Here is a 13,352-nt window from a genome sequence, read left to right on the forward strand (position 1 = left end):
TAAGCGTGGTGCCATTAGCTCAAGCAGTCAGGACATACTGAATAGGCTAAACATCCCCGCAGAGAATTGGCTTAAAATCACTACAGAGTTTGGTGCATTATTTAAAGGTGCTGTCGGTGCCTTACCAGCATTAACTGAATACTGTGAGCATTTAGAGCGAAAACGACGACAAGGCGCTGCAAATTGTCAGCGCTGGCTGTGCGCTTAAGTCATCATCCCCAATCAAATTACAATTCTTCTAATACTTGATAGCTATCAAGTTTTTCTGATGTGCTAAATTTCTTAGATGACATATATATCACTCATTTAACGATAATATTTTAGCTATATCGATAAAAATTGATGAGTTGTTCACATCGACGATATCTCTCGCCAACACAATGAGAACGGGTAAAGTTATTTTTCAAATAATGGGTGGAACGGTTTTCTGTTTATCCTACCGGCGTTGCTAGCGAAATAACTCACTATGGGAGCCAATTCTAGCTAACTTTAAAGTAATACTTTCTACTTTATAAATTAAAACTAAATCTGGCTTTACATGGCAATCACGATAATTTGCCCAATTACCTGATAACGAATGATCAACATATTTCTCTGCTAACTTTTGCCCTTGCTGCAAACTAGTGATCACGTGGCCAACTTCAATTACATCAGGTATTGGTAATTTTGCTACTTTTTTAAAGTCTTTTTTAAATTGGCTAGAGTACTCTAATTTATACATTAGGCCTCATTAACTCCAAGATCTTTAAACAATTGGCTTACATTTTCCGCTTTATTACCGTTACCACTTTCTAACTCTTTTATAGCTTCAAGTGTTTGTGTGCTTGGTAATTTCGAGCGTAATTCAAATGGTATTCCGCCATAGTTAATTACGGCCTTGGCAAATAGTTTAATCGCCTGTGATGGGCTCAAACCCACCTCATCACATATATGTGTAAATGCCAATTTTGTATCATGATCTATGCGGGCGCTAAGCATTTCAGTTTTCATATAACCACCTTTTGTATTACATAGTATTACAATGGTAGCAAAAAGCACCTAAAGAGTCACTTAAGTAAGACAAGTAAAGTTTGCTCGCTTCACTGCGTTCGCTATTATAGCCAAAACTATATTTGCCTCTTAGTGAGGTGTTCGCCTATAGAAATTTTTATATAACACTCACCTCAGAGCTTGCCACTTAAAACGTTTTTGTCCAAAAACGAGCTGGTTTCTGCTTGAAAATGTCCAAATTCAACTCCGAATTTGAGGCCGTTGAAGACGTTTTATATAAAAGGGCCCGCTAGCTTTTGTGATACAGGATGTACCATCGAAAGCGTTAGCATTTTCATTCTTTACCATAAAAAGGTAGCCGAAGCATGCTACCAATGACGTCCAAAGTTGGATCAATCCCCATAGCGACCTTTTCGCAGCTGTAGCTTTTAAATAGCCAAAATGTTGCGGGGAGGCTGGGCCAATTCTTTGATGAATAGAAAGAGGGAACAGCCGTTGGTTTTCTTTTGGTCTGGTGTGGGCGAAGCGCCACGACGTTAGTGGCCGCAGTACATAAGTTCATAAGTACAAATCAAAATAACCACTTGGATCCCGGCTCAACAGCATTACCGGGACGACGAGAAGATTGCTGATGATCAATCTTGTTGTAACCCCGTCGATACATGTAAGGTTTGTTGGTTATCGATGATGATGGCTTCGTATTCAGGTAACTCATTAATTAATGCCATGCCTTGTTGTAATCCCATCACAAAAATGGCGGTGGACAGGGCATCTACGTAAGTCGGATTTTTGCCAATAATCGATACACTCACCACATTACGGGCAGAGTCGCCTGTTTTGGGGTTAATAATGTGATGGTAACGTATGCCGTCTTCGATGAAGTAACGCTCGTAGTCGCCAGATGTGGATATCGATTCGTTACTAAGAGGTAACTGCACCGCAGTTTTGTCTTCGGCGCGAGGGTGTTTAATGCCTACAAACCACGGGCGACCGATACGATCGCCTAGCAGTGTTGTGTCACCGCCTGCGCTAATAAGTGCATGCTCAATGCCGGCTTCTTTAAGAATGGCGATACAGTTTTTAACCGCATGACCTTTGGCTATACCGCCTAAATCAATTTTAACATCAGCATGAGTAAAACGGACTGAAGAGCTGGATTTATCCAATGTGACAGCCTGGTAGTTTATTGCTTTTAAAGCGTTGTTAATTGTGGTTTGATCGGGCTTTTGATGCTTGCGGTAATCGTATTGATAACCGATAGAGGCATAAGTGATATCAAACATACCGTGAGTTAACACCGCAACATTATGTGCATCTGTGAGTAAATCGAACAGTTCTTTGCTGATGATCACTGGTTTAGTGGCAGCATCACGGTTAATGGCACTCAGCTCGCTGGTGGCGATGTAAGGACTCATCGTTTGATCTATGCGCTGCATTTCCTGTTCAACGGCTAAAATCAGTTTATCTGCTGTTGCCTGTGGGACGCTATCATCTAGCCAAAACTCAACGTGGGCAAGGGTTCCCATGACCTTAAAACTCTTTTTATGCCATTGGGCTAACGCTGAGTGCGAACTTAACGTGAATAACATAATGATAATAACGGCGCTAATTTTACCCATAACTCGATTCATTCTTGTAAGACGTAACGCTGATTGTTGATGAAATGACAGCAATCGGCAACAGCTTAAATCAAAATAAGTGTTTTTAGACAAAAGACTCGCTGAGTTGTCTATATTACGGTACGTTAGCACTATTCGTGTTTACTTGAGTTTTTTGTGTTAATGCCCATTCATGCCGCTGTAAATTCATTGTATCCCTTTACAAAAAGCTACATCTACTTTGTTTCACTCAATGCACAACTGTCAGCAGCAGACTTTGATAAGGGATTAGCTCTAGCCTGGTTAAGCCCTGATGAAGCGGCAAAAGTTGCTCGTTATAAGAGTCCATCTGCGCGTAATAATGCTCTACAAGTTCGCTTGGCCTTAAGGGCTATATTGTCGCGCCACAGTGCCGTTAATCCTGCGCAATGGCAATTTACTTATGGTGAAAAGGGTAAGCCGGCATTAAGCCAAGAATGGTTTGCCAAAACGGGCCTGTATTTTAACTTAAGTCATAGCGGCCAATGGTTAATGATTGGTGTGATAACAGGCACTAAATGTAACCTTAGTACCAATTTTCAAGGCCTTGATGAGTTATTTGTTGGAGTTGATATTGAGCGTGAACGCAGCAGTACCGATATTGTGCCAATATTACATCACTATTTTACTCAGGCAGAAACCGATGCATTATTGCAGTTGCCAATTGAGTTACAACGACAACGTTTCTTTGATTTATGGGCGGTAAAAGAGTCTTACATTAAGGCGCGAGGTTTGGGGCTTGCCTTGTCGTTGAAGTCATTTTCAGTTGATTTTAGTGCGACGGTGCTCAGCAATGCCACTCTAAAACTGCCAGACAATAGCAGTAAAATGATACCTATGTTTGAGCCGGTTAAATTGTCTTTTAGCGACGCGAATGACCCCGCTGCAACCGATGTGACTTGGCAAACGTTAATGGGGCGTTTGAATGAGGGATACCGTTTTTCTATGACATTAGGAATACCCCGTAGAGTTTGCAATAGCACTGATTTGCAGTCTGGCTCGATATCCAACACCTTGACGTGCGTTCAATTAGAACTCGGTGACTTATTAAACAACAAATAAGATGGTGAAAGGCATTGATAAGTGCAAACAAAAAGGCCAATCAAGTGAGATTGGCCTTTTTAAAATGAGTCAGCGTGCACACCATTTATTGTCTTGCGAGACGGTTAGATTCTGGTGGGTTTTCAAAGTCACTGCGATACGGGTTTATGTCTAAGCCGCCACGACGAGTGTAACGCGCATATACAGTTAACTTAGTGCATTGGCAGTATTTTTTTAAATCGACAAAAATACGCTCAACGCATTGCTCGTGAAATTCATTATGCTGGCGGAAAGAAATTAAATAGCGCAGTAGTTTTTCGCGGTCAATTTTAGGACCTTGATACCGGATCATCACGCTGCCCCAATCGGGTTGTGATGTGATAAGGCAGTTTGACTTTAATAAATTTGAGTTTAATGTCTCTGCCACGTTTTTGTCTGGATCTGTGCTGTCGATTAAATGATCTGGATTGAACTCATACTCTGTGACTTCAATGTCTAAATCGTCAATGCAAGACCCCGGTAAATCAACAATACGCTCAAGGTTGAAATGTCTAGGCTCTATGACCTTAACTACAACATCACCTTCGGCACATTTTGCTAAATCACGGCTTATGGTGTCTTGTACATCTTCAACGCTATCAAACTTGGTTTGATTAAAACTATTTAAATACAGTTTAAAGGATTTTGATTCAATTAAATTGCTGCTGTTGATATCAAGTTGTACTTCTAAAAGAGCGACAACCGGCTTGCCTTTAGCATTGAGCCAAGACAATTCGTAGCCTGTCCAAATGTCAGTGCCATGGAATGGGAGATCACCACTTAATTCAATTGCATCTCGATTAAGTTTACGTGGAACCCCTTGCAGCAGTGACGCGTCATACTCAGTTTGATAAGCAGTTGCTTGACCTAAGGTTAGGCCTTTAAGTGCTTCAGCATCACTATAAGGGTCGTGATTGTGTGTCATCTAATCGGTTTCCGTGTCAAAATATGGTTTTATTATAAACTACGAGTGGCTCAAGTGTCTTGTTCATCTGCATTAGATTGCTTCATAAAAAAATATCTTAAATCTTATCAAGATACTCTTTCTGAGTTTCCGCGCTATTATCCTTTGGGCGAAGATTCAATATGTATTCAAGGAACATTTAATCCAGATATCGACGAGACAGTGTTCTGGCAGCCGATGAAGCGTGACAACCTTGCTGACTTTAGTAATGTCGAGCATGCATTAAATATTCAATTACACACAGATATTCATGCATTTTATGGTCAGTATTTTTCAGCGCCATTACAGTTTACCGCTCCATTTGGTGATGGTGAATTATTACAAGTCTGGAATCAAGATGACTTTGAAAATTTGCAACAAAATGTGATTGGTCATTTGATTATGAAACAAAAGCTTAAACAGCCTGCGACTTGGTTTATTGGTGTTTTAGGTGAAGGTGATGAAATGCTCACCGTTAACAATGACGATGGCAGTGTCTGGGTCGAAATTCCCGGTGAAATACAGCGCACTAAGCTGGCGGGATCATTGGCTGAGTTTTTAGGTCTGATTTCGCCCATGATCACACCGCCACAAAAACCAATTGAAGATGAGGTTCTTCGTGTAAATCACCCTGGTATTTGGCCGCGTATTAAAACCATGTGGGATTATTTGGCTCGTAAAAAGTAATAAGACTGAGTTAGCCTGGCTGTTTTACCTTTGTATGTGAATTAATGGCACAATGCTGACGTATTATTGATGATCCCAAGACAAGTTAGACACAATACGGCAAGGTTCACACCTAAAATGAAACATATCTACTAGTGGCTCATCTAATTTCCAATCAGTTGAGCCACAACGAGGGCAGGGACGAGCTAACTCTGCCTGTAATGATTCTCCGCCTACCCGATATAAATAATAATAAGTGGGGATCTGAGTTAAATATTCTATCCGCCCGCGTAAATCCCAACCTCGTCTAAATAAGTCGCTGTCTGCACGACTTATTTCATCTAATGCTGCAAATTCTGCTTTAGTCGCTGCGGCCATTTGTAGCTCATCACAGGCTTGCCATTCAGTTTGCCACTTTATAATTTGCTTGTGATCGCCGTTAAAAGTAGCGGGTAACTGGTAAAGCGGAATGGGTAGCAGGTTGTCACCACTGCGAAGCGGTGAGCACATGTGAACGTAACTGGTGTACAACAATTGCCATGACGGCTTGTCGGTGTTGCTGACCTCTGAGTTTATGTCTTGGCCGATAAACTTTTCTCGCGGCGCAAGCAACTTTGCTTGAGTTAAGCCTTCAAGTGCCGATTTAACCCAGGGGCTATTGAATCGTTTAGCTAAACTGGTTTTTTCGGGTAACAGTAAACGAACCCTAAACTCTCCCTCATTAAACGCAACTGCAAATTCACGCCCTAAAATTTGGCCATTAGCGCGTAATGCTTCAAGCAAGCCGTTAATGGCTTTTTCTGCCGCATCAATGGTGGTGTCGGCATAGCATTCAAAGCGAAGTTCAAAAACAAACATGAATTATTCAGCCTTTAGGTGTTGAGTTGTAGGTAAGTGTTGGCTGAGTTGTTGCTCGAGTGCTGAAACACGACCGGTCAACTGATTAATCACCTGCTGCATGGTATCAATTTGTTGCTGTAACTGCACAATAGGGCCGGCAAGTTCGTCGGTATCATGGTCTGGCGTGGGAATATCGGTCAATTCTGGCAGGTTTTGCCATTCCGATTTAGGTAAGGCTTTAAATTGTTGAAGGCCTTGGATCAGTATCGGCATTGGAAAACGGCTGCCTAAACGGCCTTTTATTAAGGCTAAACTTGGTGAATGGCCATTGATGGCGATGGACTTAGCTGCAGCTAATACTTGTTCAATAGGACTCATTATTAGTTAAATTCCTTAATTATGATAGTCAGAATCACTACCTCTACAGAATGAAAAGGGTAAAACTCTTTTAATTCAATGTTTTGTATTTTGGCACGATCCTCGCTAATAGCTGCTTACCATGCGAGTTATATTTTAACAAAAAGGATGCAACATGAAATCAAAACTTATCGCAGCAAGTGTGATGGCAGTATTATCGTTAGGGTTAAGCGGGTGTGTGATTAGCGTAGGTGATCATGAAACAGATAAAAGCCACGATTATTGGGAAAAACAGCAAGATAAAAATCGTTCACTGTTAGCGGGCTTATCTTTGTCCATGACCAGTGAGCAAGTACAAGCGTTAATGGGTACAGCAGACTTTAGTGAAGCTTACACAAAAGCAGATTCGGCGAATAATGAACAAGCCATAAAAGTGCTGTTTTATCGCACTCAATGGGCTAAAGGCGACGGGAAAACCACAAAGGATGAATGCACCCCTGTGGTATTTAAAAACAATCGTTTAGTTGGCTGGGGCGACACGGCTTTACAGCAGATATAAGCTTTAATCAGTCGAGTGCTTATGGCAAGCTAACTTCTCATCATGACGTCCAACTGGTCGATGACTTCAGACCATTGGGCGTCTTCGCTTAACGCTTCTTTTATAAATGCGCGCTGGCTCTTATTCCAGCAGTCAGCATCAATTAACAGAATATCTTTGCTTAATTTATGGTTACTGACAAAGTTGTCTATTTCTTGTTGTGTATGACCTAATCCTAACTGCTGAAATAAGTGGCTTAAATCATTTTCTGTTGTATCCATTTTATTTCACCTCGTGATGATTAATTAATCAGTTTAAGTATCAAGCCTGATGAATAAAATTGCAAAAAACTGTCCAATAAAACCATTTTATAGGCAGAAAATGTAATCAACATTTGTGGATTGTTTCAATCTTGTTAACTTGGTAAGTTAGAGGTGAGAGTGATAAAACAAGGAATAACAATAATGGATAATACGACCTTGGACAATTTGCGTGCAGTGTACTTAACTGCTGAAGACTTACGCGTGGCGGCTTCAATTCTTTATAATGCCTATCATGACGATGCTTACTTTATGGAGGCGTTGGGCCAACAAGATACTCAACAATACGAGCAAAAGCTTAGGGCTGCAATTCGTGAAGAGTTAAATGAATTGTGGCAACAAGAGCAACCGCTTATTGGATTGTTTGATCAGGCGCGTCTAATTGGCGTGGCCTGTGTTATTACCCAGCAAGTGCCGTTGGGAGAGGCACGTTATTGGCATTGGCGATTAAAAATGGTGTTAGGCACTGGGTGGAAATCAACGCAAAGTCTAATTAATAAAGAAACCCGTATTCTCGAGCATTTACCATCTAATAAGTGCGGTATCTTACAATTTATTGCTTTGTCCCCTAATGAGCAAAATAAAGGTTATGGCGCAAAATTAATTCAGGCAGTGCTAAGTTGGTGTGATGAGCAACCTAACTTAGACGGGATAGGCGTGTTTGTCAGTAACAGCAGACATCACGGTGTATTTGTGCAGCAAGGCTTTTGCAGTATTGCCCAAGTGGATATGGCTAATGTTGCCGGTGAAATTTTGTTTTACACGAAAAAATAGTTTAAATATCAAGCACATTAAGAGTCTCTCTTCATGTTAAAAAAAGGACCGTACAATGCAACCTAAACGCTATTCGTCATTTGCTGAGTTTTATCCATTTTATTTGTCGCAACATCAAGATCCCGTTTGCCGCAAGCTGCATTATGTTGGCAGCACGATTATTTTAATTATTATCGTTAATACGTTAATTAATCAGCAGTGGTGGCAGTTACTCTTGCTGCCTGTGGTGGGTTATGGCTTTGCTTGGTTAGGGCACTTTATGTTTGAGAAAAACCGGCCTGCAACCTTCACCTATCCACTCTATAGTTTGTGGGCAGACTGGGTGATGTTTGGACAAATGTTAACGCGTGTGTGGCGTAAAGTCTTGGGGGCAAAATAGAGCACTAGCGCTAACTGTCTTGTGGTTGTGTGAGCATTATCCTACATCGCTGTAAGTTATCTTACGTAAATATGTGAGCGATCATTATCAAGCTTTATTAAAAAACATTTAAAAACAGTTATTTGTAGTTTTTTGGTTGTTTTTTGATATGTGAAATATTTGTTTCAGTCGTTTTTAGTGACTTTTCATGCAGTGGTTTTTAGCTAGAATGTTTACATCGAAAGCAAATAATTAACTGGTTTTCTTAGGATGAGAAATTAAGGTTAATTGCTGATGAGATATCAGATTTTCAAGGATGATATTAGGACACGTCCAAGGACACAGGGCATAAGCTCGGTAAAAGGATAGCCGAATCAAGGATGGGTGTAGTGCAAACTACACAAGGATAAAAGGATTGGACTGCAGGATGCAGCAAGGATGACTCAACGGATTGAATGCTCAGTCGATGGATAGACTGTTCAATGGAATGACACTCATAAGACGCTGAATATTAGCTCAGCATCACGGAAATGAGAACATGGAAATGGATGCAGGATGCATGATTGCAAGGACGATGCAGGGAGCAAACTTCAGCCGGATTGCTGACAAAAGTGTTAACGGGCGCAACCTTATAACTTAAGGTTGCGCCTTTTTGTTTTTGTACTATTGCACTGTACTAAATCATTGTGCATAGCGACGCTTAGCAGTAGGTGTAGTCGGATTGAACACTTATTAATGTAGATGGGGATTATGCTTGTTGACATTGTGTTGCTTGACCAGAACAGTCTCACCATGCTCATTATGCCTAAATTAGACACGGGCACTTTTATTTATCTGGTGCGAATTGAATAGTAAGGCACTGCTGCTTTGGTTTTGAGTGGATTATGGTTACTGAACACCTTAGGTAAAACAGACCACTTGATTTCGTCCTTGCATTTTAGCTAAATACATTGCTTTGTCTGCGTTGCTTAAGCTGGTTTTAACATCTTGAGTGAAACGACTAACACCAATGCTAACAGTACAAAAAATGGGCTTGGGGGTTATGAGTGTTTTGGTCGGGGTTATTTCTATTTTGCGACATAATTGTTCAGCTCTGGTATGGGCCGTTTCAATAGTCGTAGCATGTAAAAACAGAGCAAACTCCTCTCCACCGAGTCTTGCAACCTTGTCACGAGGTTCACAAAAAGAACGCATTAACGTACTAATGTGTTTGAGTACTTCATCGCCACATGCATGACCAAATTGATCATTAATTTGTTTAAAGTGATCAATGTCTAGCAATAATATGCAGTGCTCTGTGCTGTTGAGCTTATCGCTTTTTAGCTGGGTTAAAAACGCTCTTCGGTTGGCTACTTGGGTGAGTTCATCCATTTCAGATAAACATCTTAACTGCATATTAGTGGCTTTAATGTAATTGAAAAATAGCAAAAATGACCCAAACACAATTGAGCATAACGATATGATTACTGTAGTTTTAATGACCATTAATTCTGGAGCGGGAACCGTGTAAATGGGGCTGAAAATAGTTTGTGTTTCAGCAAAAACAAGTCCTAATGTACATAATACTGCCATTCTTATGCGTGGCCATATTTGACGCCGTGAAACAAAAATGTACGTGGCAGGGATCATGCCTATTGTGTATAAATGCATACCAGAATCACTGCCAATAAAAACAACTGACAGTAGTAAAATTTGCAGTAATGAAAGCACCATTAATAATTCTTTAATTAAGTGTGCATATACAGTAAAAGATAGGGCATATAACGTGATAAAAATGGTGATAAAAATGATATCCATCAATACAATATAATAATATTCTTGATAAAAAAAGTAGCTCACAAAAACCGCATTAATACACAACAACACTAATGAAAAAATCCGGCTGGCTTGAATGCCATAATCGGCTTCATTTATCGTTAAAACATCACGTTTAAGGCTCATTGGTTTCAACTTCCTTAATATCATGTTCTGCAAATACGACACAGTTTCGACCTTGTGCTTTTGCTTGGTAGAGTGCCTTATCAGATAATTGCATAGACAAAGAGTCGTTTTGTGTTAATTGGGCAACGCCAATACTGGCTGTACAGTAAAAATGTTCTCCTTCTGTAGACGTTATATGATGTGTTGCAATTGCTTCTTTGATCTCTTCTGCGATTGCAATGGCATGTTCTTTAAAATCAGTTTGACAGAGAAGGGCAAATTCTTCACCACCTAAGCGAGCAAATAAAGTGCCCTTAGGTATGATCTGATTAATGGTATTGGCAACATGAATGAGGGCATCATCGCCGGTAGCATGCCCATATTGGTCATTGATTTTTTTAAAGTGATCTAAATCTAAAGTGAGGATAAAGTGGGTTTGTTTCGTGTTGATAGCATAGTGTTTTATTGAAGACATAAAAAAACGTCTGTTAGGTATTTGTGTTAGTTCGTCTTTTTGGCTTAACGTGGTTAATTTTGCGCGGTATTTATCGATTGCTTTATTACTCATTTCCATTGCTAAATTAAGCGTAATAACTAAAAGTATACCTTCAATAAAAATTGAGACAGTTCTATAGTCTGTTGGAAAATCAAACAATGGTTCGTAATGAAGGCCAATTTCGCTGACCGTCATACCTAACATGACAGCAACAGCGAACATGAAGTGGTGCCAACGAGAGGCGTTAGGAAGCATTAAAAATGACGCAGGAATAATGGCGATTAAAAACCACTGGAAGCCTGCATTACGATCAAAAATTACTGTTGAGTAAATCATAAAATGGGTGAAAGCGGTAATAAGGCAATGATAAGAAGCGTAGTATGCTTTGCCTATTTTTATCCAAATAAAGCTTAAACCATAGCTGATACAAAATAATGCCGTGAGTAATGCTAATGGATAATACCCCAGCATTATCCATTGGCCTATGTACAGGGCACTTCCGCTAATTAAGAATACGCAAATTAAATTAATGCTTTGAATTGATTCAAAATTAGTTGTTGAATCAGGCTTTGTTCGATAGTTAATTATTGACGTAAATGCAGCCAGAAACAGAGCCTTGAGTCCATTATTTTTTTGTTCGCTTTTAGTGATCATGCTTTAACTTTATTGTTAGCCCAATTACAAGCGTAGTTAACATTCTATCAGTGTGAAATTAAATTAGTTCAAAAAACAGCCTGTGTATAGATTTTAATGTACTTATTCGTGTAAGCGGGTTTGTAGATGGTTAGATTGAGCGTCTACAGATTGCTAATACTCACTTTTTAATGTTTTTATAAGGTTTTTTACACATCATAAATCACGATTAAACCTGACTTTAAGCGAGTGTTATGTTGCGGCCATTAGATGGTAAAGAGTTATCAGTGTTGTAGGGTAAATGTTAAATTTTAACGTTATGTTTACCGCAATTGCCTTTTGTTGTGTGAGATATATCTCACACAACATGTAAGACTAAGTACCTATTTAATTGGGATAGAATAGGTTTGGTTTATTTAGGTTTATGATATTTATGGATTTATTTTTGTGTGGTTACATTTTTTTTGCTTTATTCATTTAGAGGTATCTGTTTACGCTAAGGTAAATGAACTATTATTTATCTCGTTCCTAGGACGGAACAATACAAGGAAGTGAGTAGATCATAGATGACTCGATGTAAACGGATGTTAATGGACGAATAATAGTTTCAGGAAGAAACGCAAAACACGTTAAACGCTTTATAAAGCATGACGGGTTTTAAACATTATTAGGACGATAATGTTGCAGGACGCACAATACTCAGCAAACGATTTGCATCAGGATAAGTAAAGATTTCACGGACGATACAAGGACACGCTTAGGATGGAGCAGGCTCGGTCAATGGATAATCGAGTAAGAAGGACAGTACGTAAGTACACGGATAATCACGGAATGACCAGGGATTGAGCAGGACGCAAGTGACACGCATGGATGGTGCAGGGAGCACTGCAATAGCGGGAAAGCTTAACAAGAGATCAAAAGGCCGCGACATTTTTTGTCGCGGCCTTTCTTTTTGCGTTTTTAAAATGATGGAACTTTATCTGCATAGGTTGTCAAATTGTAAAATACATATCAAATACAAGTTCACACGGTTGAGGAGATGGCATGAAAGGGTTTCGAATTGCTCTACTGATGGGGTTTTCATTAGTTTGCTATAGCGCCAATGCACAAGTTACTGAAGAACAACAGCAATGGGTTGAGCAAGCGTTAACTGATATTAATAACAATACTGATGATACTAAGATGCTTTGGCAGTACTCTCAACAAACTATGATGCCTGATATGGCCCGAGTGGAGCATTTTAATGCTACGTTGCCACAGACCGAGCGCTGGACGTTAGTGTCTGAAAATGGCAAAAGTCCGAGTAAAAAGCGTATAGCTGAATACCGACAACATCAACGCGACCTTTATGAAAGTAAAGATGAAAAAACTCATGAGCTTAAATTCTCTGATTTAATTGATGTGTCTACTTTAGTTTTTATGGGGGAAGATGATGGCTATGTCGCCTTTCGCTTTACTCCTAATATCGATGAACTCGACAATGCTGCGTTAACTGGAGTGATTTATTTGGATAATACATCCAAGCATCTTCGTAAAATACTCATCAGTAACACCGATGAGTTAAATCCGGCTTTTTCAGTTACCTTAACTCAATTTGAATTAGCGTTAGCTTTTGATGTATTTGACGGGATGGTGATGCCTGCTCACACGTCAACGACCATTAGTGGAACGGCGGCAATTTTTAAGTCGCTCGACAGCGTACAAACTGTGACATATCGTGATTATAAGTTGCTCAACAAGCCGCAAACTTAATGTTGTGTTGCAGAAAACGCTATTTTTGCAAATAGCGTTTAGAGGTGC

Annotated in this window: 15 protein-coding genes and 1 pseudogene; 7 read left to right on the forward strand and 9 right to left on the reverse strand. The window is 39.8% G+C overall.

Annotated elements, in window-relative coordinates:
* A pseudogene (locus L2703_RS11125) lies at positions 1 to 208 on the forward strand (transposase); the annotation flags it as partial.
* Positions 209 to 448: 240 nt separating this feature from the next.
* On the opposite strand, the gene L2703_RS11130 reads toward L2703_RS11125, so the two are convergent.
* The 3 genes from L2703_RS11130 to L2703_RS11140 all read right to left on the reverse strand — a co-directional run bounded on the left by L2703_RS11130 (position 449) and on the right by L2703_RS11140 (position 2,609).
* The gene (locus L2703_RS11130) at positions 449 to 721 is read right to left on the reverse strand and encodes a type II toxin-antitoxin system RelE/ParE family toxin (RefSeq protein WP_248971164.1); all 273 of its coding nucleotides are present in this window, start codon (positions 719 to 721) and stop codon (positions 449 to 451) included.
* A complete protein-coding gene (locus L2703_RS11135; RefSeq protein ID WP_248971165.1) occupies positions 721 to 990 on the reverse strand; it encodes a type II toxin-antitoxin system RelB/DinJ family antitoxin in 270 nt (89 codons plus the stop codon). The genes L2703_RS11130 and L2703_RS11135 overlap by 1 nt, the downstream gene beginning before the upstream one ends.
* Positions 991 to 1,625: 635 nt before the next feature.
* Positions 1,626 to 2,609 carry an FAD:protein FMN transferase gene (locus L2703_RS11140; RefSeq protein ID WP_248971166.1) on the reverse strand — a complete coding sequence of 328 codons (984 nt, stop codon included), beginning with the start codon at positions 2,607 to 2,609 and terminating at the stop codon, positions 1,626 to 1,628.
* Positions 2,610 to 2,771: 162 nt separating this feature from the next.
* Here L2703_RS11140 and L2703_RS11145 point away from each other — a divergent pair, with 162 nt between their 5' ends.
* Positions 2,772 to 3,689 carry a 4'-phosphopantetheinyl transferase family protein gene (locus L2703_RS11145; RefSeq protein WP_248971254.1) on the forward strand — a complete coding sequence of 306 codons (918 nt, stop codon included), beginning with the start codon at positions 2,772 to 2,774 and terminating at the stop codon, positions 3,687 to 3,689.
* A gap of 85 nt (positions 3,690 to 3,774) precedes the next feature.
* Here the strand turns inward: L2703_RS11145 and queF are convergent, their stop codons facing one another.
* Entirely contained in the window at positions 3,775 to 4,632 is an 858-nt protein-coding gene (queF, locus tag L2703_RS11150; RefSeq protein ID WP_248971167.1) for an NADPH-dependent 7-cyano-7-deazaguanine reductase QueF, read from the reverse strand.
* A gap of 54 nt (positions 4,633 to 4,686) precedes the next feature.
* On the opposite strand from queF, the gene syd reads away from it, so the two are divergent.
* A complete protein-coding gene (gene syd, locus L2703_RS11155) occupies positions 4,687 to 5,337 on the forward strand; it encodes a SecY-interacting protein (RefSeq protein ID WP_248971168.1) in 651 nt (216 codons plus the stop codon).
* 63 nt (positions 5,338 to 5,400) lie between these two features.
* Here the strand turns inward: syd and L2703_RS11160 are convergent, their stop codons facing one another.
* A complete protein-coding gene (locus L2703_RS11160) occupies positions 5,401 to 6,174 on the reverse strand; it encodes a Zn-ribbon-containing protein (RefSeq protein WP_248971169.1) in 774 nt (257 codons plus the stop codon).
* Positions 6,175 to 6,177: 3 nt separating this feature from the next.
* Positions 6,178 to 6,534 carry a hypothetical protein gene (locus L2703_RS11165; RefSeq protein ID WP_248971170.1) on the reverse strand — a complete coding sequence of 119 codons (357 nt, stop codon included), beginning with the start codon at positions 6,532 to 6,534 and terminating at the stop codon, positions 6,178 to 6,180.
* A 154-nt stretch (positions 6,535 to 6,688) separates the two neighbouring features.
* On the opposite strand from L2703_RS11165, the gene L2703_RS11170 reads away from it, so the two are divergent.
* Positions 6,689 to 7,072 carry a DUF3192 domain-containing protein gene (locus L2703_RS11170; RefSeq protein ID WP_248971171.1) on the forward strand — a complete coding sequence of 128 codons (384 nt, stop codon included), beginning with the start codon at positions 6,689 to 6,691 and terminating at the stop codon, positions 7,070 to 7,072.
* A gap of 29 nt (positions 7,073 to 7,101) precedes the next feature.
* On the opposite strand, the gene L2703_RS11175 is transcribed toward L2703_RS11170, so the two are convergent.
* On the reverse strand, positions 7,102 to 7,332 hold the full coding sequence (locus L2703_RS11175; protein WP_248971172.1) for a DUF2789 domain-containing protein: 231 nt from the start codon (positions 7,330 to 7,332) through the stop codon (positions 7,102 to 7,104).
* A 183-nt stretch (positions 7,333 to 7,515) separates the two neighbouring features.
* On the opposite strand from L2703_RS11175, the gene L2703_RS11180 reads away from it, so the two are divergent.
* A complete protein-coding gene (locus L2703_RS11180) occupies positions 7,516 to 8,145 on the forward strand; it encodes a GNAT family N-acetyltransferase (protein ID WP_248971173.1) in 630 nt (209 codons plus the stop codon).
* Between the two features lie 55 nt (positions 8,146 to 8,200).
* Positions 8,201 to 8,524 carry an Mpo1-like protein gene (locus L2703_RS11185; RefSeq protein ID WP_248971174.1) on the forward strand — a complete coding sequence of 108 codons (324 nt, stop codon included), beginning with the start codon at positions 8,201 to 8,203 and terminating at the stop codon, positions 8,522 to 8,524.
* Between the two features lie 879 nt (positions 8,525 to 9,403).
* Here the strand turns inward: L2703_RS11185 and L2703_RS11190 are convergent.
* Positions 9,404 to 10,444 carry a GGDEF domain-containing protein gene (locus L2703_RS11190; RefSeq protein WP_248971175.1) on the reverse strand — a complete coding sequence of 347 codons (1,041 nt, stop codon included), beginning with the start codon at positions 10,442 to 10,444 and terminating at the stop codon, positions 9,404 to 9,406.
* Entirely contained in the window at positions 10,434 to 11,573 is a 1,140-nt protein-coding gene (locus L2703_RS11195; protein ID WP_248971176.1) for a GGDEF domain-containing protein, read from the reverse strand. Before L2703_RS11195 ends, L2703_RS11190 begins: the two co-directional genes overlap by 11 nt.
* Before the next feature lie 1,023 nt (positions 11,574 to 12,596).
* On the opposite strand from L2703_RS11195, the gene L2703_RS11200 reads away from it, so the two are divergent.
* Positions 12,597 to 13,304: a hypothetical protein gene (locus L2703_RS11200; RefSeq protein ID WP_248971177.1), complete on the forward strand. Its 708-nt coding sequence runs from the start codon at positions 12,597 to 12,599 to the stop codon at positions 13,302 to 13,304.
* The last annotated feature ends 48 nt before the right edge of the window (positions 13,305 to 13,352 follow it).

It is taken from the genome of Shewanella basaltis (assembly GCF_023283885.1).
Lineage (GTDB): Bacteria > Pseudomonadota > Gammaproteobacteria > Enterobacterales > Shewanellaceae > Shewanella > Shewanella basaltis.